The sequence below is a fragment of the Peribacillus sp. N1 genome, from assembly GCF_054600815.1.
Map to the genome: position 1 here is coordinate 776,559 of NZ_BAAHZO010000001.1, position 22,394 is coordinate 798,952.

At 36.3% G+C, this 22,394-nt stretch carries 20 protein-coding genes and 1 pseudogene; 9 read left to right on the forward strand and 12 right to left on the reverse strand.

Annotation, left to right across the window (positions count from 1 at the left end; genetic code table 11):
• Positions 1 to 53 precede the first annotated feature (53 nt).
• The 6 genes from ACYP5M_RS03685 (at position 54) to ACYP5M_RS03710 (ending at position 5,810) form a co-directional block, all read left to right on the forward strand.
• The gene (locus tag ACYP5M_RS03685; protein ID WP_459734665.1) at positions 54 to 1,031 is read left to right on the forward strand and encodes an NAD(P)H-dependent flavin oxidoreductase; all 978 of its coding nucleotides are present in this window, start codon (positions 54 to 56) and stop codon (positions 1,029 to 1,031) included.
• A gap of 894 nt (positions 1,032 to 1,925) precedes the next feature.
• Positions 1,926 to 2,276 carry a hypothetical protein gene (locus tag ACYP5M_RS03690; RefSeq protein WP_101222156.1) on the forward strand — a complete coding sequence of 117 codons (351 nt, stop codon included), beginning with the start codon at positions 1,926 to 1,928 and terminating at the stop codon, positions 2,274 to 2,276.
• A gap of 140 nt (positions 2,277 to 2,416) precedes the next feature.
• Positions 2,417 to 3,103: a response regulator transcription factor gene (locus tag ACYP5M_RS03695; RefSeq protein WP_434169580.1), complete on the forward strand. Its 687-nt coding sequence runs from the start codon at positions 2,417 to 2,419 to the stop codon at positions 3,101 to 3,103.
• Between the two features lie 3 nt (positions 3,104 to 3,106).
• A complete protein-coding gene (locus ACYP5M_RS03700) occupies positions 3,107 to 4,042 on the forward strand; it encodes a sensor histidine kinase (RefSeq protein ID WP_459734666.1) in 936 nt (311 codons plus the stop codon).
• 168 nt (positions 4,043 to 4,210) lie between these two features.
• Entirely contained in the window at positions 4,211 to 5,134 is a 924-nt protein-coding gene (locus ACYP5M_RS03705) for an ABC transporter ATP-binding protein (protein ID WP_459734667.1), read from the forward strand.
• Complete coding sequence (locus ACYP5M_RS03710; protein WP_459734668.1) at positions 5,118 to 5,810, forward strand: ABC transporter permease; 693 nt, start codon at positions 5,118 to 5,120, stop codon at positions 5,808 to 5,810. The genes ACYP5M_RS03705 and ACYP5M_RS03710 overlap by 17 nt, the downstream gene beginning before the upstream one ends.
• An 867-nt stretch (positions 5,811 to 6,677) precedes the next feature.
• Here ACYP5M_RS03710 and ACYP5M_RS03715 read toward each other — a convergent pair.
• A complete protein-coding gene (locus tag ACYP5M_RS03715; RefSeq protein WP_459734669.1) occupies positions 6,678 to 7,265 on the reverse strand; it encodes an SET domain-containing protein in 588 nt (195 codons plus the stop codon).
• Between the two features lie 938 nt (positions 7,266 to 8,203).
• On the opposite strand from ACYP5M_RS03715, the gene ACYP5M_RS03720 reads away from it, so the two are divergent.
• The gene (locus ACYP5M_RS03720; protein WP_459734670.1) at positions 8,204 to 9,235 is read left to right on the forward strand and encodes an acyltransferase; all 1,032 of its coding nucleotides are present in this window, start codon (positions 8,204 to 8,206) and stop codon (positions 9,233 to 9,235) included.
• A 483-nt stretch (positions 9,236 to 9,718) separates the two neighbouring features.
• On the opposite strand, the pseudogene ACYP5M_RS03725 reads toward ACYP5M_RS03720, so the two are convergent.
• From ACYP5M_RS03725 to ACYP5M_RS03735, 3 genes and pseudogenes are all read right to left on the reverse strand, one after another.
• Positions 9,719 to 10,338, reverse strand: a pseudogene (locus ACYP5M_RS03725) (glycosyltransferase).
• A gap of 628 nt (positions 10,339 to 10,966) precedes the next feature.
• Positions 10,967 to 11,944: a bile acid:sodium symporter family protein gene (locus ACYP5M_RS03730; protein WP_101222164.1), complete on the reverse strand. Its 978-nt coding sequence runs from the start codon at positions 11,942 to 11,944 to the stop codon at positions 10,967 to 10,969.
• 4 nt (positions 11,945 to 11,948) lie between these two features.
• Positions 11,949 to 13,337: an FAD-binding oxidoreductase gene (locus ACYP5M_RS03735; protein WP_101222165.1), complete on the reverse strand. Its 1,389-nt coding sequence runs from the start codon at positions 13,335 to 13,337 to the stop codon at positions 11,949 to 11,951.
• A 524-nt stretch (positions 13,338 to 13,861) separates the two neighbouring features.
• On the opposite strand from ACYP5M_RS03735, the gene ACYP5M_RS03740 reads away from it, so the two are divergent.
• The gene (locus tag ACYP5M_RS03740; RefSeq protein ID WP_459734671.1) at positions 13,862 to 14,650 is read left to right on the forward strand and encodes a FadR/GntR family transcriptional regulator; all 789 of its coding nucleotides are present in this window, start codon (positions 13,862 to 13,864) and stop codon (positions 14,648 to 14,650) included.
• Between the two features lie 159 nt (positions 14,651 to 14,809).
• Here the strand turns inward: ACYP5M_RS03740 and ACYP5M_RS03745 are convergent, their stop codons facing one another.
• Positions 14,810 to 14,989, reverse strand: a complete 180-nt coding sequence (locus ACYP5M_RS03745) for a hypothetical protein (protein ID WP_101222167.1) — start codon at positions 14,987 to 14,989, stop codon at positions 14,810 to 14,812.
• Positions 14,990 to 15,257: 268 nt separating this feature from the next.
• Between ACYP5M_RS03745 and ACYP5M_RS03750 the strand changes: the two genes are divergently transcribed.
• Positions 15,258 to 15,629, forward strand: coding sequence for a cyclic-phosphate processing receiver domain-containing protein (locus ACYP5M_RS03750; protein WP_096339513.1), 372 nt, complete (start codon positions 15,258 to 15,260; stop codon positions 15,627 to 15,629).
• 386 nt (positions 15,630 to 16,015) lie between these two features.
• Here ACYP5M_RS03750 and speD read toward each other — a convergent pair whose 3' ends face one another.
• The 7 genes from speD to ACYP5M_RS03785 all read right to left on the reverse strand — a co-directional run bounded on the left by speD (position 16,016) and on the right by ACYP5M_RS03785 (position 22,272).
• On the reverse strand, positions 16,016 to 16,405 hold the full coding sequence (gene speD, locus ACYP5M_RS03755; RefSeq protein ID WP_157830986.1) for an adenosylmethionine decarboxylase: 390 nt from the start codon (positions 16,403 to 16,405) through the stop codon (positions 16,016 to 16,018).
• 268 nt (positions 16,406 to 16,673) lie between these two features.
• Complete coding sequence (locus ACYP5M_RS03760) at positions 16,674 to 17,600, reverse strand: spermine/spermidine synthase domain-containing protein (protein WP_434169584.1); 927 nt, start codon at positions 17,598 to 17,600, stop codon at positions 16,674 to 16,676.
• A gap of 279 nt (positions 17,601 to 17,879) precedes the next feature.
• Positions 17,880 to 18,425: a family 4 glycosyl hydrolase gene (locus ACYP5M_RS03765; protein WP_459734897.1), complete on the reverse strand. Its 546-nt coding sequence runs from the start codon at positions 18,423 to 18,425 to the stop codon at positions 17,880 to 17,882.
• A 103-nt stretch (positions 18,426 to 18,528) separates the two neighbouring features.
• Entirely contained in the window at positions 18,529 to 19,446 is a 918-nt protein-coding gene (locus ACYP5M_RS03770) for a DMT family transporter (RefSeq protein ID WP_459734672.1), read from the reverse strand.
• Positions 19,439 to 20,134 carry a GntR family transcriptional regulator gene (locus tag ACYP5M_RS03775; RefSeq protein WP_434169586.1) on the reverse strand — a complete coding sequence of 232 codons (696 nt, stop codon included), beginning with the start codon at positions 20,132 to 20,134 and terminating at the stop codon, positions 19,439 to 19,441. Before ACYP5M_RS03775 ends, ACYP5M_RS03770 begins: the two co-directional genes overlap by 8 nt.
• Positions 20,135 to 20,825: 691 nt before the next feature.
• Positions 20,826 to 21,644, reverse strand: a complete 819-nt coding sequence (locus ACYP5M_RS03780) for a class I SAM-dependent methyltransferase (protein WP_459734673.1) — start codon at positions 21,642 to 21,644, stop codon at positions 20,826 to 20,828.
• 172 nt (positions 21,645 to 21,816) lie between these two features.
• Positions 21,817 to 22,272 (reverse strand): HEAT repeat domain-containing protein, encoded by a 456-nt coding sequence (locus ACYP5M_RS03785; RefSeq protein WP_101222175.1) that lies wholly within the window; start codon positions 22,270 to 22,272, stop codon positions 21,817 to 21,819.
• Between the last annotated feature and the right edge of the window lie 122 nt (positions 22,273 to 22,394).

Here is a 22,394-nt window from a genome sequence, read left to right on the forward strand (position 1 = left end):
TGTAAGAAAAGCAGACTTATAGAAATCCTTGAAAAATGAAAGGGGTATGGCAAATGAAAACGAGAATTACTGAATTATTGGGGATTGAATATCCGATTATATGCGGCGGGATGTTTCATGTTGGCCGAGCCCCGCTCGCAGCCGCTGTTTCAGAAGCGGGGGGACTCGGCATCATCACTTCAAAAACACAGGTGACACCAGAAGGTCTCCGTGATGAAATAAGGAAAGTGAAAACTTTGACCAAGAAACCCTTTGCTGTCAACCTGAACCTGTTCCCAAGTCAAACGGCAACCCCTAATGATGAGTTCATCGATATTTTAATTGACGAAGATGTAAAAATTGTTGAAACGAGTGGCCGAAGCCCAGAAAGTTTAATGCCCAGACTTAAAGAGCACGGCTTTACCGTGATACATAAGGTAGCGAACGTCAAAAACGCAATGTCGGCAGAGAAATTAGGGGTCGATGCCATTATTATTGTAGGGAATGAAACAGGCGGACATCCCGGCATGGGTGATGTAGGAACACTTGTCATGCTCCCTCGAGCGGTTGACTCCGTTACTATACCAGTAATAGCAGGCGGGGGATTTTCGGATGGCAGAGGCCTTATCAGTGCCTTGTCACTCGGTGCTGAAGGTATCGTCATGGGGACTCGCTTTATGGCAACGCAAGAAGCGCCGATTCATGATAATGTGAAGCATTGGATGGTATCGGCCAATGAAACGGATACCGTTGTCATCCAACGGAATATAGGCAGTCCGTCGCGTGTAGCATTAAATGCCGTCAGTAAAGAAGTGGATAAACTTGAAAATGAAGGTGCCACTATAGAGGAATTGATTCCGCTAATTACGGGACAAAGGAGCAAGAAAGTATACTTTGAAGGAAATTTAGACGGAGGCATCTGGTCATGCGGTCAATCCGTAGGACTGATAAAAGAAATATTGACCGTCAATGAATTAATAAACCAAATCGTCCAAGAAGCAAAAACCTCGTTCGAATTCATCCAAAGCCGTATCGAATCCATTCGAACATAAATAGCCTATCTTACAAAAAGGAACAAGAGATCAAGTGCGATTTCTTGTTCCTTTTTATCTATTGGACATTAAGTTCCATAGGTGCCCAAGGATAGGCTTTTTTTTAAAGTGCATTACCCTTCTTTATAACAGAAGGTTGAAGGAAAGACTGGTTTTTTCGCAACTCTAATGTGAAAAGCCATCTCAAGACAGAAAAAAAGGTAATTTCTCATCAATGACTTGCTAACCAACTTTCAGCAACTTCTTAATAAAGACATTCACATGTAATGAAACCAAAGAAATAGGTAATCAACATTTCGTGATTAGTGTTCCGCTTAATCAGACTACCTTAGATCTTTAAACCCTTTAAATGTGATTTGGCATTTCTCAATGATTTTAGAAATTTATTAAATACTTTTTTATAATATGTAAAAATCGAGTTTTACGATTTACATATAAATGAATTGCACTCATGATACCCAAGAACTGATTGCTGAAGGTAGGCAGTGTTTCTAATCAAATTCTTTTTAAAGATTTACCTTATAACTCTTAGCAGCTACCTACTGATTCTCAGCATGTTGTTGCACTTATGAAAGCGGTCAAAGCATAATGATGCTATAAGTTAAGTGAATATGTCTTATAGGTGAGATACGTGGTTAAACAGAGGATCTATCATCAATCTCAGGAAGAAAGCGGAACTTTCATGATAAAACCCTTTGAATTGCCATCGAGATAAATTATATTTATATAATTTTACGAAAGTGTTACCCCGTGATTTTTCTCATTTTGCCATTTATTTTATATATCAGAATAACAAAATCGGTAGATCAAGTCAGTTAAGCAGGATTAATTTAGATTACTACAGAATTATTAGATAACGCTTTTATAACTATGTCTTTAGGAAAGGATAAGCAAATGAAGAAAAGGATTAGTGGGGCACTCACCATAGCTGCTTTATCAATAATAGGCGGGGCAATCATTTATTACTTCATTTCTTCTTCATACACAACTACAGAAGATTTATACGAATTCCCTGTACCTAGAAAAGCTGAATTGGTTCAGATAAATGAGCAAGGGAATCGATATGAATGGTCAAGGGCTTCTGAAGAAAATGGCATACCATATGGATATGACTTAGCCCTTAAAGCGAATGGATGGAAAAAGGGGAAAAGTGAAGGGGCTTCCGTTTTTTACACGAAGGGAAATAATACAATAGATTTGCTTACTACAACAAACCAATTAGAGATTCTTAGAGTAAATGACTAAGAATGATAAATAATAAGTCAACTAAATTGTATTAATTGAATAATCGAACCAATAACTATTTTGTGTGCTTTTTAAAATTTATAGTGCGTATATAGAAATAAGGTACATTTACAATTCAACACTCAGAAGGAAGTGGAAGTATGCAGAAGAGTATTCTGCTAATTGAGGATGATGTAGAAATTAGTCAATTAATAGTAAGTGCCCTATTGCAGGAGAATTATACAGTACATGCCGCGTTTGACGGGGAAGAGGCTCTAGCGCTCTTTCATGATAAAGAACCCGATTTGCTTCTCCTTGACTTAATGATTCCTAAATTGACTGGTATGGATTTATTGAAAAAAGTAAGAGAAACGAGCATGGTTCCTATATTAATTATTTCTGCAAAAGGAAGTGATCTCGACAAAGCGCTTGGTCTTGGATTTGGCGCCGATGATTATATAAGCAAGCCATTTTCGATGATTGAATTAACAGCTAGAATTCATGCTGCCATTCGCAGGGCAACGCAATATCATACATCCGAAAGCAACTCCACCCTTCATTATGAAGGGCTCACCCTTGACTTAAATTCATTTACTGTAAATGTTAGAGGGAGAACTGTCCAACTGACATCAAAGGAGTTTCACATATTAAAGTTGTTTATGACCAATCAAAGCAGAGTATTTACAAAGGAACAAATATACCACTTTATTTGGGAAGATGATTATTACGGGAATGAAAATGTCATTAACGTACATATAAGGAGACTTCGTGAAAAAATTGAAAAGGACCCATCCAACCCACAATATATTAGAACGATATGGGGGATTGGTTATAAATTAGGTGTGTAGCTCATGATAACCATTCTTTTTTCAATGATTATTTTTTTAGTAATCATAAATGTCTTTCAGTATTTGTCCCGAAGAAAACTTAAGCAAAACCTTTATGAAATAAGTGGGAAATTAAGCGATATCATCCAATATGAAACATCTGAAAAAGTATTGATGCCGACCGATCAGCAAGCCATTCAGCAATTACTCATTCAAATAAACAGGCTATTGGATTTCAATCAAAAAGTTATTGCGGATTATGTAAAAACAAAAGATAGCTTAAGAAAATTAATATCCAATATGTCTCATGATTTAAAAACACCACTTACGGTTATTTTAGGTTATGTAGAAAAATTGAAACTGAATGAAATGATTACTGAAGAGGAAAAGAAGGTATTAATGGTAAGGCTGCATGAAAAAGTATTGAACTTAACTGGTTTACTTAATCAGTTTTTTGATCTGGTAAAAATAGAATCAGACGATTATGTGATTCCTTTAAGTAAACTTTCACTCAATGAGGTTTGCAGAAAAAATGTATTGGAGTTTTATGATTTACTGCTCGCAAAAGGACTTCAGGTAGAAGTTGATATCCCAGATCAGCATCTTTACATCTTAGGTAATGAGGAAGCCTTAAATCGTATCTTTAATAACCTTATTTCAAATTCAATTCGATATGGCAGTGATGGAGGGGTCTTCGGATTAACACTTCGAGAGGGTGATGGAGCTGTTTCTGTAGAGATTTGGGATAGAGGTAAGGGTATTGCCGAAATCCATCAAGATAGGGTGTTTGACCGGTTATATACATTAGATGATGCCAGAAATCCAAAATTTCAAGGGAGCGGATTGGGTCTAAGCATATCAAAACGCTTAACAGAAGAGATGAAGGGTACCATCCATTTATACAGTAAGCCTTATGAAAAAACGAGCTTTACCTGCATTTTCAAACAAATAACCTATTAAAACTTCTTTAAGAGATGTTCTAACGGAACAGCTCTTTTTTAGCTTCGGGATTGATATGAGCTCTTACGTCATTTTTCTAAACTTAAGGAACATGTAAGGATTGAGAAAGAAAAAAGATACTTTCTCTGACTAAGATAGAAGTAGATAGCAATAAGGGAGGCAAAGATGATGGATTATGTTGTTAAAACAAATAGCTTAACAAAAAAGGTAAAAGGGAAATTGCTCGTATCTAATGTGAATCTTCATATAAAAAAGGGTGAAATTTATGGTTTCCTTGGTCAAAATGGTGCAGGGAAAACGACAATCATGAAAATGCTAACAGGAATAATAAGTTCAACCACAGGAGAGATTGAATTGTTTGGCCAGAAGTTAACGAAAACCGAGAAGTCTGGCTTGAAACGGGTCGGAAGTATTATTGAGTACCCAATCTTTTTTGAACATTTAACTGCGATGGAAAATCTTCAGCTTCATTGTGAATACTTAGGTTTTTATGATAAAAAGGCAATTACACAAGCGTTGGAGATGGTTCATCTAACTGGGATTGAAGATAAAATGGTGAGCGATTTTTCGCTTGGGATGAAGCAGCGACTGGGAATTGTAAGAGCAATTATTACGAAGCCCGAACTGATTATATTAGATGAACCTACAAACGGCCTTGATCCAATTGGTATAAAAGATATAAGAGATCTAATTCGAATGTTAAATAAGGAATATGGAATTACTTTCCTTCTATCCAGTCACATCTTAGGGGAAATTGAAAAAGTAGCTGACAGAATTGGTGTCATTAAGGATGGAAAGCTCGTGAACGAAGTGACTTTAGCGGATATTAGTAAGCAACGGACAGACTATATTGAAATTGTCACAAAAGATGTGGAGAAATCAATCTATTTACTTGAGTATGAACTCCAAATTTCCAATATGAAAATTGTGCAGGATAATAGGATTCGAATATATGATCTCACTTTGCCGCAAAGCGAAATATCAAAAAAACTAATTATGCATGATGTAGATATCGAGGAAATACAAAAGCATACAAGTACTTTAGAAGATTATTTTTATCAACAAATTCATGGAGGTGGAAAAGTTGGTTAAATTAATGGAGTTGGAGTGGAGAAAGTTAAAGCGAAAAATGATCCTTAGTGAGCTGATTATATATTGGGGTATATTGATGTTTTTGCCCATGTTTTTTATTAAAATGGTCAGTGCGGAATTCGGTCAAAGTTATTCAACCATCATCCAGCTTATGATGTCAATGCAGCTGGGATTTGTCCTTTTCGGAGCTTCTCTTATTAATCAGGTTGTAATCGATGAATATAAAAATAAAACAATATCTCTTTCATTCGGATATCCGATTAGTCGAAAAAAATTAGTTATGGCAAAGGCTCTTTTTATCTCACTTTTTGTTTTCCTTTGTACGATAGTATCCTTTTTGTTATCTGGAGTGACAACTTATTTACTTGATCAGGCATTTCATATCATTAACGGGCAACCGACTGCTGAAGATATTACCACATATTTTAGTAAGATGATTGTTCATTCTTTAATTGTTACGCTTATTAGTTTAATACCGCTCTTTTTCTTTGGTATTTGGAAAAGAGAAACGATACCGACAGTTCTTTGTGCAATATTTCTAATGCAATTTCAAAATTTCTCTTTTCTACTGAATGTCAATCTTAATACCAATATTGTGAACACAGTGCTATGTTTATTAGGAGTAGTTAGTGTTTATCTCTCGATTAAAATGGTGGACAGAGTGGGGGACATTTAGTTTTGCCAACTCGTCACAAATTGATTAAAGCCTGGTATTATTCGGATTCATAGATAGTTGGATCATACATTAATTAGGTGATTAAGAAGGAGAATAAAGGAATGACTGTTTTTTTGTTGAAAGTGGATTTTAAAGCAACATTGAAAACACGTAAAGGATAATACATATTAATAATCATCAATATGTATTATCCAATATTATTTTTAATCAGTAAGTATGAAAATAAGTGCAAAACAAATTAATTTAAATCCAAGAAAAACTGTATGCCGATAAATGTATCTGTAATTAGATAAAAAGATTATAGATAAATAATAACCATGATTAAATATAAAAATTTGCATTTTGTCTCACTAAGTTAAGTATTCTTAAGATATGAGACGAAATTAACATTAAAAATATAACTTCCTATAATATATATTATGTAAACTAGAATAAAGAATTATACAAAATGATCACATCTTCATATTCCTCTTTTGTACACAGACACAAAGTTTAATACATTCATTTGGGTCATTAATTTGAGTACATAGTGTTATTAATCCACTTAAAACCTCACTACTTCACTATATCTGTTTTGATATACAAAATCGAGTACATTATAAACAATACAATCAATTTAACTGTAAACACACATACCACCGTTCATAAATTAATGAACGGTGGTATGTGTGTTGCCCTTTCAACCTATACCTCCTCGCTGGATAAAACTTTCCATTCTAGGTAAACGATATAAAGTTCAGAGGGGCGGTCTTTTCTGGGGTTTAAAACCCTTACATTGATGATTCATGTTCTATCTTGCTGAATCGAAAAAAGCTGGTTGAATGAATTGAGAACAGATCTGTCTGTCCTGATAGTTGTTTATTGCCTTTACTCCTCTTCATAGAGCGTAAGAAAGGAATCCGGCTCGGCACGTCCCTCTGCGATCGTGTTTACCCTGTCGACGAATTCCGGTAGAATCAGATGACGCAGAGGCTGGTCTACTTGATTCAATCGTTTGAATGCCTCCCGAGCCAAATCATCCCATTCCTTGTAGCGATGCAGATAATCATCCGGCATCACTACGGTGCTAGACGTCCCTTCCTCCGGTTCACACTCAAACGGTTCGTCTAACCCGAGTGTAGCATAGTCGCATGTGATTTGCTCTCCGGGGAGAATATCCCTCGACGCTAATTCAATCTCATAGACAGTCGATACCACATTTGGACTGAAGCTGTGATTTAAGTATCTGGCATGATCCCAGCACAGCACGTAGCGATCGTCATCGTTGAGGTAGGCATATTTATAGACGATTTCCCTTCTCATTAGCTCAAGCGATTCAATCTCATCTTCCTCGAGGATGATGTCCAAATCATCTAATGCCCAGATGATCGTTCCTTTGGGAATCATTTTTGTGGCAAAAACGCCCACACCAATCTTTTCATTGACAAACCGAATCTCAGTATCTGGATGTATCATTGATTCTGTTCACCCTTTCTCAAAACTTACTATTACAATATATAGAAGATTCGTTTAATTGACTGTTCATTAGTGTATTTTCTCCAAGTTCAATCAGCGGAATTTTCTTCTGGAAAAATGAAATTGGTCGCTTTAATGGAAAAACCACAGAAATTTAAAAATAAACAGAAAAAATGATGCATGATAACTTTCATCAAAACTTCATTTGTAATTCATCATCATAGATCATCTTTTGAAAAATTCGAGGATAAAAAGTTTGCAGTAAGCATCTACAAAAAAAGATGGTACTTAAATCTTAATAAGGAGAATTCTCTAATTTGGTGACCTTACAGGAGCTTACAAATTAATACCTAAATATGATCCGACGTTAATAACTAGTGAATTAATGATGGGGAAAGTTAATTTAGCAAATCAAACGATTTTAGATCGAGGAAAAAGAGAAAAGAACGCTTCCCTCCCCTTCATCCCATTGTCTTTCCGTTAATTCAAGACTATTAAGCAATTCTTTAGAGCAGCAAAAACATACAGTAATCCGCTTTTATAATTTAAAAAATCCGCTCTCCGTTGTTCTTCAATATCAGCTGGACTAAACTTTCTAAAAGTTTAGTCCAGCGTTTATACAAAGCTACAGGCAGCGATAATTAATATCAATTTACAATCAGAAAGTCCCCCACAATTCCCTTTGTCAAAAGCTCGATTACATGATTTTTTGCTGATATAGCCAGATTAACACGAACATAGACATTCATATGATTACTATCCGAATGATGAAGCTAATATTACAAACAGTCAACGCTCCTGAACGATTAGCTGTTCATTAATTAAGTCTTACAGTATCTCGGGATTGGATTCAGAAAGAGTAAAATAAATTTTTCTTTGGTGTACATAATATAGGGAATAACCAATGATAGTAAAAGTGTTATGAAAAGGGTGAACAAATGGAAAGAAATAGCGCGATTGACTTTATTAAATTTTTTGCAATTTTTTCTGTTGTAGTCATTCATGTATTCCCAAGGGATAGCCAAATTGGTCTTTTTATTCTCGATAACTTCTCAAGGTTTGCGGTGCCATTCTTCTTTACGGCTTCTGGTTATTTGTTCGGTAAAAAGATAATACACACAAGGGATTCCATAGATTATTTTAAAAGGTACATTATAAAAATCTTAAAACTGTATTTGTGCTGGCTCTTCTTTTATATGATGTATGATGTTCTTATTCTTTATAAAGCTGCTGCCGATGTACCAAAGGAATTTGCGCAATACATTAATCAATTTTCATTTCTTGACCTTATATATTACGGAACTGGGACTAGCGGATACCAATTGTGGTTTTTAACCGCATTAATTTGGAGTGTTATCATTCTATTCGGTTTTTTTAAGTTAAATAAAGCAAGGCTTCTTTTAACCATTAGCCTATTATTCAACTTGTTAGGTCTTTTCGGACAATCATATACGGTGTTCTATGATCTTCCTCTAAGTACAAGGGATGCTTTATTCATTGGTCTTTTTTATACAACTTTGGGATTCTTCTTTGGGTATGATAAATTCTTTAAAAAGTCAAGAGCAATAACAGCCAAAACCAATTTGTTATTAATTTTGATCTTCTTTACTATCCAAGTGGTAGAAGGATACTTATTAGAAAAGATATTATCAGGAAGTCATGGGGAATATTTTATTTCTACCATCTTTTTAACTGCATTTCTTTTTTTATTTGCATTAAATAATAAAACATTGGGGAAGGATTTGTTCATTACTAAAGTAGGAGGAAGAGCCCTGGGTATATACATTGTTCATGTAGTCTTCATCGATATTTTTGATTTAATTATATCGGCAGCAAAAATGGATCATATATCCGACAATTTATTGTTAAAACTATTTGAGACACTCCTTATAATTTCTATGTCGTACATATCTTATGACCTACTTCAATATTTCAAAAGGAGTTTAAGCAAATTGATAACAAACAGATAGTGAAAAGTTACAACGATAAAGGAGCATGAGTCCTGAAGTCCGATGCTTCTTCTTAATATTTACGCTTGAAAAACCATAGGTCCACGCTTTCTTAATACGAGTATACTTACGCGTTGGCGTATAAAAAAAGCACACTTTTTGACGCTTGTTCTTTGGAAATATACTAACAAACTAACAACACTGCCGTTTTAGTCCTGGATGAAATTTTACTGAATTAACATACCCGTTTGTTCAAAAAAAAATAAATATGATCCTTTGCAACCCCTACTTTATTTTATTATTTGTTTTCCTTCTACTCCACTAAAGACAGATTATCGTAAACGCTAGTATACGATCCATCTAATAGATATTGTTTAGTTGATATGCATAGGATACTATCCCATATCAACTATGCGGTATTTGCTTGAACCAGTTATATAAACAAAGGTAAATGCCTCTCATAATGAAAAGACCTCCAACAGAATGCTGGAGGTCTTTTCATTATCATTTAAACTTATCCGGAAACTGCTTTACAACTCCCGCAGAGATAGTATCTGCCATTAGGATTATATGTGTGACCCCTTCGTCAATTGAAACGATTCTTTCGTTCCAATTTTTTGCTAAGCTAATTTCAAATGCATATAAAGTAAATTTTTTAGATCTTCATTTTTCAAATAGGGGTTGGCACCGCTAAGGAAAGCTGCTATTTCATCAGCATTTCTATACCATTCTTTATTTAGCTGTTTCACCAAGACCTCATTTCCGCTTTTAGCCGCATCTACAATCTTTCCCGCAATAACAATATGTTCCTTAAGCAAATCCGTAAGTTTGTTCCCGGCTTTCTCTCCGTATACTGGCTTTATAGCATTTCCAATATCCTCCTGATTTTTCAGAAGCCTGGTCAATACCTGTTTTTGATCCTCCGCTCCAGCTGTCGTTGCACTTGTAATGTAATTACTTGTCCACAATACATGATCAATCCAAAGTTTCCTGAATTCATTTGCGAACTTTACCTCAGATTGACTAACACTTTGTACCTGCGGTTTAGCGTATGCACTGGTTGTTCCAGACACCATGTTTAGAGGAAATAAAAAAATGAAACCCATCAACAATAATTTTTTCATAACACCATCTCCTTCCAAAGATTAAAAACACCTTTTTATTATTGATATATGGGATTTTAATATTCATGATAATGGTTCTACTTACCCTGTTGAACGGTAAATTGGACTTAGATGAGCTCACATCGTCCTATGTAAGCTGTTTTTCTATAAAAGTATTAATACACGGACACTACAACGTCGCAATTTGCACTTAAAATATGATGAATTAATGTTTAAATTAATTGAAACTTCAAGAATGAGGTGCCAAGAAATAGTGGATTTAATATGGGAGCAAGTTAATATAGAAAATCAAACGAGTTTTAGTTAGAGTAAAAGGGAATTAGACTCCCCCTTCTTCTCAATATCTTAATGTCTTTTTGATTGATTCTGTCACTTGGAACTTCCTATAAAAGATAATTTTGTTCTAGTACTTCATTAATTTTTTTTTATTGATATTTGTATTCTGCCTGTTAAAACTATTTACTACATGCTTGATATAGGAGAGTTTGAACAGAATGGCTCTCTTATTCATTGATGAATTCTAGAATTCAGCATGATTTTTTGCCCTTCACATGCCTTCCTGGACAAAATTGCAGCAGCAAAAAAAATCCCAGCTGGAAGCATAGGATCTTTTTTAACTTAAATATAATTAAAGTTTGTTCTCTACCGGATGAACTGGCGCTTCCTCTATACTACTGTCGTCAGCAGACTTTTTAGACCAGTAAGTCGCGAGAATTGGTCCGGATATGTTGTGCCATGCAGCAGCCAGGACACTTGGAAGTGCCGCTAGAGGACCGAAATGTGCAGTAGCAAGCGCAACGCCCAACCCTGAGTTCTGCATGCCTACCTCAATCGAAATTGCTCTTCTATTCACTTCATCAAGTCCAAGCACTTTCGCTGCTAAGTAACCGAACAGCAGCCCAAATCCGTTGTGAAGCATTACGGCAGTGAAAATTAGGAACCCGGATGCAGCAATGCTAGTTGCATTGCCTGAGACTACTGCGCTTACAATCGTAATGATAGCTGCTACCGAAATAAGCGGTAAAACGGTTAAGCTTTTTTCAACTATTACAGGGAAAAACCGCTTAATGGCCAAACCTAAAACAATCGGAAGAAGGATGACTTGGATAATGGACTTAAACATATCAAAAAAATCAACAGGCATCCATTGTCCTGCGAGCAAAAGCAGAAGCAGTGGCGTCATGATTGGAGCCAGTAAAGTTGATACCGAAGTCATAGCTATCGACAAAGGTACATTGCCTTTTGCCAGATAAACCATAACGTTAGAGGCTGTTCCGCCTGGTACACATCCGAGCAAAACCAGTCCTGCAGCTAATTCTGCTGGTAAATTCATGAGTTTCGCAATAAGGAATGCCACAGATGGCATGATGATAAACTGGGCGCAAACCCCAATTATCACGGGCAGTGGTTTAGTAATGATGATTTTAAAATCAACGGCCTTCAATGTAAGCCCCATACCAAACATTACAACGCCAAGCAATATTGTAATATATCCCCCCAATCCCAAAAATGGCTCTGGAAAAATAAAGGCAATGACGGAAATTAAGATAACCCAGACAGCAAAATATTTGCCTGCTAATGCACTGAATGCTTCCAATACTTTCATTTCATCACACTCTTTCTTGCATGAATATTTTACTAGGATTTAATAAATTATCTGGATCAAGGGCTTCTTTAATTTTTTCCATCACAAACAGAGAGTTCCCATGTTCTTTTTTCTGATATTTTTGTTTACCGACCCCAACTCCATGTTCACCAGTGCATGTTCCCTTACGCTCAAGGGCATATAGGACAATTTGTTCATTTAGCTGTTCAGCTCTTTTAAATTCTTCCTGATTTTTGTTATCGATCATTAAGAGCACGTGATAGTTACCATCGCCTACATGGCCGACGATCCCACCGGTAAGGCCTAGTAAATCAACAGCTTCCCTTGCATGGTGAATTGCACCAGATAGCTCTGAAATCGGAAGGCAGACATCAGTCACCATCAGTTTTTTTCCAGGATTGCCTTGAATATAAGCATAGGCAAGATTATGGCGAGCTTCCCATAGGCGGTTCCTGGCAGCATTATCTGTCTCAAATTCAATATCGAGACAATTATGTTCTGCTACTATTTCTTTAGTGAACTCTACATCTTGCTTCAAACCTGCTTCATTACCATGAAACTCCAAAAATAGTGTAGGCGCTTCGTTATAGCTTGTATCACTATAGAGGTTAACCTGCTTCATTGATGGTTCATCGACAAGCTCCACCCTTGCGATTGGAACACCTGACTGCAAAATGGAAACAACAGCTTCTACCGCATTGGTCAATTCCGGAAATGATGCTCTTGCCGCCATAACGTGTTCAGGAATTCCGTAAACTCTCAACGTCAATTCCGTAAAGCAGCCTAGCGTTCCCTCAGATCCAACAAAAAGACCGTTTAGATGGTAACCAGATGAAGATTTAGCGGCCAAATTGCCAGTATGAATAATGGAACCATCTGCAAGAACCACTTCAAGATCGCGGACTTGGTCACGCATCACACCATATTTAACTGATGTCGTTCCACTGGCATTTGTTGCAGCCATTCCGCCAAGAGTTGCATCAGCACCCGGATCCACTGAAAAAAACAAACCGTATTTTTTCAGTTCTTTGTTTAGTTGCGATCGCGTTACGCCAGGCTGAACCTTAACGAGAAAATCGTTTTCACGCACTTCAAGGATTTTATTCATTAGTGAAAAATCAATGGTTATGCCTTGATGGTAAGGTATGACATGCCCCTCGAGGCTTGATCCCAAACCAAAAGGAACCATCGGGATTTTGAACATATTTGCTAATTTCACAATTTCACTTACTTGCTGTGTTGTTTCTGGAAATACAACAATATCAGGAAGACTTACAGCATGATATGACTCATCTCTTCCGTGTAATTCTCTCACAGTCTGGTTTTCTGTCACTTGATTTTCCGAAAGAACTTCCTTTAAAGCTTTAATCAAATTTACACTAGCCGCTTCCATTCAATTCTCCTTCTTTCTGCTATGACCTCTATTTTTGTCCTATTAAAAGTTTTGGTCGCTCCATACCAAGAATTAGTATTGTATTAATAAATGGTTTCCCCCTCCTTACTAACTTAAATTGATATCGCTTCCATTTATGAATGGTCCATGTCGAACCATTCTTTATCATTACATAATTGGTCTAACCAATTTTCATTATACTAAATTTTTTGACTTTTTCAACAATTATCCTTTTATTAGAATTCTCCATGCACAAATGCTTATAATGTTAGTGATTATAGATGGTTCCCCACCCGTATTAGCAAAATGAAATCACCTGTAATTTCCAAATGAACGAGAATGACTGAAACTATATCTATTATTGGTCTAACCAATTTTAATGTTTGATTTTTTAAAATAATTATTTGTTTTGTTATAAAATTGCGCTTCCCCTTGATTCATAAAAGAATGCTTGTTAAAATTATTCGACTATTAGTCGTACCAACATGATTTTAGGGTTGATGTTGAAGGATGTGAAGGAAGTAATGGATTCTATACCAATTAAATCCCCAAAAGTGTACGAAATCATCTTCAATCAAATTAGGGAATCTTTTATTAGCGGTGAATTGAAACCAGGAGATAAATTACCCCCTGAACGGGAGTTGTCCAACCGTTTTAAAGTGAGTCGAACATCAATCAGAGAGGCCCTTCGAGTATTGGAAATTAACGGAGTCATTGAGGTCAGACCAGGTGATGGGACATTTATCAGAAAATCTGATGTTCAGTCACTGATCGAACAGCTATCCACCTCAATCATCAAAGCTGAAGACAACATGGTCTATGAAATGCTTGAAGTCCGTCGAGTAATTGAAACCGAATGTGCTTTTCTTGCTGCACAGAGAGCAAACTCTCTTGATTTACAAAATATCCTTAAAGCTCTAGAAGAAATGGCACGGTCGGAACATGATGAAGAATTAGGTTTGCGAGCAGATTTACATTTCCACTATAGTATCGCACAAGCCACAAACAATTCCATATTTGCTGGATTGGTCCATACCCTTAGTGATCAAATGAAAGATACTATCCGTGCCACCAGGCGACATCGTTTCGCAAAACCGGGTCATTTTCAAGAAACGCTTCAAGAACATAAAGAAATCTACCATTCTATCGCACTAAAAGAAGCGGACAAAGCCAAGCAATTAATGGATGCCCATATCCTTCGCATTAGAGAACAGATGGCCACGGCTACACTTGAAAGCATTGGAGATGACGCCAAAATTGCTGCTTATCAAAATGAAAAAGACCATCAACGTAATGCTGAAGGTGATAAATAAGCGTCCGCTCGCGATATAACTAACCAGAACATGGCGGTATACCTGATCTTTTTAGGTGACCAATTAAATTTGACATTAAAAAAGCGCCTTTCTCAGAGGGCGCTAAGCTGGTTTTATTATAGTTAAAAAATTGATCCCCTATATAAGTAAATGTTGTTTTTATCCTTTTGACATAGTGTAGTAATCAACGTTACATTCTTTTAGTGCATCATCAATCAATATAAGCTGATCATTAATCATTGATAAGTAGGAAATATGATAGTCATTAATTTGTTCCTTTAACTCCAACAGCAGCGTTTTGTCCCTAAGTACAAGGTAAATCTCGTCTGGATGTAACATATCACTTCTCCTTTTAGTCAAGATATTACCTTTTACCCAAATTATTACAACCATTAACTTTTAGATGTTTTGTACCATATTTAACAAAGGATATTTAGCTGGAGTTGGACAATAAGTTTTTTATTGGAAACCTGTCGTATATTAGTCTTTAACGTCGAATATGCCCCCTTCTTACTTTGTTGTGTTAGACTTAATAGATAAAACCATATTTTCTTGGGTTTAATTGACTTTTCTTAGTCACACATGTATTAGGAAAGGAGTGCATTAAATGGAGAAAATCAGCGTTTTTCTGGATGACTATCGGAAAGCACCCGATGGCTATGTGTTAGTCGAGACTATTGACGAATGTATAGAGCTATTGCAAAACTTTGATATTGAACATCTCTCTTTGGACCATGACTTATTAAATAAAACCAGGAATGGTTTTATGCTTGTTCAAAAGATGGTCAAAGAAAAACTATTTGCCAATCGCATTACTATTCACTCTGCCAATTCAGTTGGCGGTAAAGCAATGTACAACTGTTTAAAGCAAGCACAACAGAATTTAACTATGCCCCCTGCCATTATTGTATCCTTACGACCATTGCCCCTCAAATTCTTCCCGTCAAAGGTACTGCAGCATTATATAGATATACGATAAACCCTTCTAAAACTCAATCTCAATGTTTCGTAATGATTTTATTAAATTTGTTAGTAGGGGTAGGAAAGCTTTCCAAATAACAATATCTTAGAAGGAATTCCAAGTCCTCCCTAATAAAATAAGACCTTTAATGGCAGCAACTTTATTTTATAAGTCGTTGCCATTTATCATGATGGAGTTCACTCTAGTAGATAGATTACTAGTACATGAATACAACAAGTTTCCTGCAGTTTACGCCTATCGCCGCAAACATTTTTATGTATTTGGGAAAGGGAAAAACATTCACCCTCTCCCCTCGCTTGAAATAATCACAACAAGGGATTCGTTATAATCCGTTCCAACACTAATATTACTTTTGAGCTGGTGAGGTTTTTCACGGTTTGTGACTAGTTTTTTTCATTTCGGATTATGCGGACAGACTGCTCTGCCATATACTCCGCTCCTCTGGAAACATTATATACGACTGCGTATTCAGCACCTAAATATTGTAGAATATTTTGTATCTCATGAAATGGATTCTTTTTTCCGCAAGTATAAATATCAATGGCAGCATAATTCTTCTCTGGCCATGTATGAATGGACATATGTGAGGTGGATAGTATTAGCGTTCCTGTAACACCATATGGTTCAAATTTATGAAAGCTGCGATTCAAGACAATCATTTCCAACCGCTCTGCTGTATGATTCAATTGTTTTTCTAGTTCCTTTGCGTCATCAAGAATACTAGATTTACAGTTAAACGCATCAATAATGACATGGAATCCTTTAGTTTCCAATGTTTGTTCCCCCTTCTCTATCAATCAATGGGCCCAAATCACTTATATCCATAAGTGTGGCACACTCCATTACTATTTAATTATTACAGTTTATGCATGTATGAGTGATTGCGGTTGGACAACCTTTTTAAAAATCCGCAAAATCACAAATAATTAAGTCATTTATTTACTTACGGGAGTATGTATAACATTTGGAGATATCTTTAAAATTATTCAAAAAATATCGCCAACATAATAAATAAAAGTTGGCGAATCCCTAAAATAGATTTCAATTATCCATTTCCTGCTGATAAAAGCTATGAAGTGTGAGTTGATCAAGTGTATTTACTTTGGCATAGATACGCCCATAAAAGTGATAATTCTTAAATTGAAACAAAGAAGATAAATCTTTTGGAAGAGTTCCATAGGGGACATTAATTGAAAGTTTATCCATGCGTTTCGTCCTGAATTTCTTTGCAGCTATATGAAAGCCCCAGTCACCAAAAGATGGAACGATTGTGTGGTAACTCATGACATCGAACCCAACACTCCCGATTGTCTGTCCTATACTCCAATAAACGAGCGGGGCATCATCCGGTGAATTGGATTGACAGACGAGTACGCCTTCATCTGCAAGGAAACTGTATAGATGGCTAAAAAGCTCTTTTGTGTATAATTTGGCTAAGATTTCATTTGCTGGGTCCGGGAAATCCACAATGATCACATTATATTTGCGAGTATTTGACGAAACGTATTTCTGGGCGTCCTGGATATGAACTTTTACACGTTTATCAAGGAATGATCCCTCGTTAAGCTCTACAATCTTGCGAACTTTCTTTGCTACTTTAATGATTTCCGAATCGATGTCAACAAGATCAACACGTTTGACATCACTGTACTTGAGGACTTCTCGAAGGGCTAGTCCATCTCCTCCCCCTAAAATTAAGACGCGTGTCCGTTTTTTAGACAGAGCCATCGCAGGATGAACGAGTGCCTCATGATAGATGCGTTCATCCAATGATGAGAACTGCAGTTGTTCATTGAGATACATTCTTATATCTTTAGCTTCCACTACATTGATATCCTGATATTTGCTAATCCCTTCATGAAGGACTTTATGCTTGAGTGCCTTAATTTCCCTGAGACCAATTTGGTCCCAGATATCTCCGCCGTTAAACGTTCGGCTTTCGTCTTGCATCCCATTCTTATTATTCATTTTAATCTCCTCTTTATCTTTGATGTAATGTCTCCGTTAAGGCTAGTATATGAAGGCCCTTGCTAGAACGTTTGCACAATTGTCCCATTAATTTTATTGGGAGATAGTTACTGTCCATGAATCTTAATATAATGACTCACTTGGGAAATCAGTAGTGCAGATAGAATGAATCCTTAATAAAATAGATCACTACCGGATCAGAATCTAACAGGGAGTGATCTATTTTGGTCCAAAAGCCATAAGTGTTGATTTAAGTCATGATTTCACTTCATTAAAATTTCAGCAGGTCTCCTTTATGCGCTTCGAGCATTTCATCCAGTATTTTTTGGCAATGGTGTCTGATGGTACTATAGGATTTATGGTCATCGCCACTAAAGCTTTATGATAATCTCCTGTGACAGCTTCAGCAGCGATCCTTTCAAAAGAATTAATTTGCTGGACCAATCCCGGACTGCTACTGGCAGATCGCCAATGCTGATTGGTCTTGGCCCTTCTTTGGTGACCAGATTCATTGGCTGATTCATCTGGAATACTCGCTATCGCCCCGTAATTGCGTATATTGACTGGCTGAATATCCCGCTTATCATTGTAAATCGAATTGATGAGACTGCAGGCCGCTTCGCTGTAATACGCTCCACCGCGCTTTTCTAGTTGAGCCGGTTTAACATTAAGTCCAGGATCTCTATACAATTCAAATAGGTCCATTTTCAGTTGTTGAATGACCTCAGCCTGCGTCCCATTTATTGCTGAAGATTCCTTTTCTTCGATAACGGCCTTTGAATAGCCAAATGTTGCGTAATACTCGTAAAATACAAAAAAAGCAATTCACATGAAGTGTAATTGCTTTTTTAAGAAATATATGTTCGTGCTTCATCCACTCACACGGTGGATTATTAATTTTTTTCGCCTAGTTTAATTAGATCTGACATTACTTGTTTTTTACGATCGATAAAATCGTAATGGTGCTAATAATGCAAAGCGTGCCAAGCCACTCGGCAAAGCCAAATGTTACATTCAGCCAGAAAACGGATATTAAGGTTGCGGATAATGGTTCAACCGAAGCAAATAAACTTACCTCAGCAGCCGAGATGAATTTGGTACTTTCCAAATAAAAATAAAAAGCAATGATCGTACCAAAAATGATGATGAATAAAACCGCTGAAAATGAAGGTAACGTCCAATTGCCTTCAAATGCCCATGGGGGATGGATGATGCTAAAGCATATGCCTCCAATCAACATGCCCCATCCCACAACAATCATCGCTCCCCATCTAGAAAGGAGTTTATACGGCTGCAATGTATAGAATGCCAATGCAAAGGCTGATGTTACTCCCCAAAATACTGCCCACCCGGAAATGGATAATGTACGTATGCTTCCTCCCGTCACAAGCAAAAAGGTGCCTAAAATCGCTATGATCACAGCTACACTCACTGTAATGCTTGGAAAACGTTTGGAGCGAATGGCTAAATAACAAGTGATCAGGGCCGGTGCCAAATATTGAAGGACAGTGGCAGTGGCTGCGTTGCCATGTTCAATCGCTGCAAAATATGTGTATTGAACAGCGAGCATTCCCAGAATGGCAAAAAGGATAATATGAAGCGCCTCTTTTTTGGTTCTCCAAATCTCAAAAACTTTCAGCCTTTCATTCTTATAAGCGACACCCAATAAGATGATTCCAGATAGCAACAAGCGTACAACAGTGAGCCACTCAGGACTGAAACCTTGCTGCTGAAACAGATATTGAGCTGCCGTCCCTGACACTCCCCATAACGCAGCGCCAGTCAGTACTAGTGCAATCCCTTTGTTTCTTGAAGGTGATATAGCAACTAAAGTATCATTACTCATTTTTTTCTACCCCGCTTTTTACACGTTCCGTATGGGCTTGAATTCTTAAATAACTTTCTTTCCAATTCTTTTCTATCACCTTAAGCACCATAGTGAGATTTTCATTCCTTAATGCCTGTATAATCTGTGCATGCTCATCAACGGAAAAGTGAACATCACTTACCTGATTGAAATAAAACAGTTCCATTCGTATAAGTTTTTGTTTAAGTCCCGATAGAATCCGCTTCAATTCATCATTTGTAGAAAGATTGATGTAAATGGAATGAAAGTCATTATCTTTCTGAACGGCGACTATTTGATTTCCTTCGTCGATTGCTTTTTTCACTTCATGATTGATGGCTTCCATTTCTATTAAGTGTTTTTCTTCAATGAAATCAAAAGCCTGTTCCATAGCCAGCTTTTCCAGTGTCCAAACAATGGAGTATATGTCTAATACCCCATCGAATCTAATAGGGGAAACAATAGTTGAACGGCTCGGCTTGGTCTCGACAAATCCCTCATCCTCAAGCCTTAATAGTGCTTCTCTTATTGGGGTTCTGCTTACTCCCAACTGCTCGGCTAATTCTTTATCGCGTAATTGCTGGCCTGGCGTTAGGATTCCCTGCACAATCCAATCCCGCAAGATCATGTATGCTTCTTCACGTACAGAAGTACGTTTTATTTTTTGAGATGAATTTGTATGCTTCAACGGCTATCCCTCCTTAAAATACAGATATATAATATGCAATATATCACATATTGCGTGCCGTAGAAAGAAATTATAGAAAATTTAAATCTTTGATCCTTTCTTAAAACATCAAGCACATTTTCACATGATAAAAGGGAATCCTTCCATAGTAAAAACATTTCTTTTGGAATGATGAAAGTAATCCTTCTACCATGAGTCCTCGAGCTTTAAGATTTACAACGATTCACTGAAAAAAAGTTCTATTTTTCTGAATATCCATAGTATGTATTTTTAAATTCTTAGAACACTAGACTGAGACTTACGGCATTTTAGTTTAATGCTCCTGGAACTCACAAAGATTAGATAGTTTTCGCAAATGAAATGAATACTTCTTCAATTTACTGACCATTTCATGTGAAATTCGGTGTTTCTAAAAAAATGTCTTGAAAATGTCTTGGTGCTGACCGCACACATTACATGAATATTCTATTTCCAATGCATCTTCAGTTACTGTATGAACTGTCTCTTTTTTACAAGTTTCACAAAATCTCTTTTCGGATATTTCTTTCATTTATCATTCACACTCCGTTTTATCATCAATTTTTGTAGCCTTGTTAATATTATTTTGCGAATATCCAACAGAAAAAATACCTTTTTCCTGAAGTACCTCAAAAAGAAGGTAAAGAACTCAGTGAAAAAGGTACTCAAATTGTTAATTTAACCTTGGATTCCAATACATCAAAGCTGCATGAAACGGATATTCGTATTCGAAAACTCCCTCTTTTTCCACCACATATTTATTTAGGATCGTTTTTACTTCATCATAAGAAAAATGATCATCAAGAATTTTTGTTGTATTATCTCGGATCACTTCTTCATAGGTGGAATAGATTTTTTTACTTTTCAATTTAACGATCTTACAGTCCGCCAGTATTCCAAGTTGATACAAAACATTCAAGATGTGTATGTAATCCCGTTTTCTTAAATTGATCGTATATCCTCGTTTCTTCAATTCCATATAATGAGGTTTTTCTGGTCCGGTTGTCATACCTACTATCACTAATCGAGCTGCAGAATCATTCATTTTTAATAAGGTTTGACCGATTTCTGTCATACGGTAATAACAGTTAAAACCAAATACTACATCATATTTGACTTTTTTTGTCTCACTTTCCCACTTATCATGAATCAACTCCATGTTTTCGAAACCTTTTTCGTTCGCCTGGGATTCCAAAAAATTAATAATGCTTTTGGAACTATCTATACAAGTTAGCTTCCTGACTTCTTTTGCAATTTCAAATGTATAATTACCCCATCCAGGTCCGATTTCCAATACATGATCATCCTGTTTTAATAATGCCAATAACTCTTGCTGCACAAGTTTTGCATAAGGGTCAGCTTTATGTTGTTTTTTCGCTGCAACCTTGGAAGCCCAAAAAGCTTCTTCTGCAGCATCATCCTTTAGCCTGTTAGGTATGTTTCCTGTATGATCTGCCATCGCCTGTTTCCAAAGTTCAATATAATCTGTCATCTTTTCTCCCCTGAATTCGTATGTATTTATCGGTTTTCAAATTAAAGCAAACAGCCAAATACTTCCTCTTTTAAATATATTAGCATACTATAGCTAAAACTTTGTTTTACACATAAGAAAAAGGAGCAAAAACTTTGCTCCTTTTTCAACTATTGCTTATTTGTTTATACTTTTATCTTTTCGATAAAGCTGACCACGTATTTTCAAGCCATTTATCAAAGTCAGCTCCTTTTTCACCCTCATATGTATCATATATATCCATTCTCATCTTCTGGAGTTTCTCTTTGAATTCAGTATATGTGTGATTTTCTGGTAAACTCTTCTTGATCCTGACTAAGATTTTGGTCAAACCTTTAACCAACTCGCCTTTTTTCCTTGCTGGCAATTGAACATTTTCACCTAAACTTTTCAATTGACGGTAGGCGGCCTCTTGAACTTTATATACAGAATCATTACTCATGATATTTGTGAGAATGTCGATTACTTGTTTATTTTTTGACTGACCTAATTCTTCGATCGCATCTAAACGTTCTCTCCAATTAGATTTGCGATTGGCAGATTTTTTTAATTCCTCATAGTTGGCAGGTAACTCGATACCCTTTGTTTCTTTGTTGTTCAAATGAATCATTTCTCCTTCTGTCTTAGTAATCCGGATATCAAAAATGTTAATCCGATACTACAATAATCCCATTACCAGGAATGGTTTATTACATTCCTTATTATACCCTTTTCTATATTTTAATATAGTTA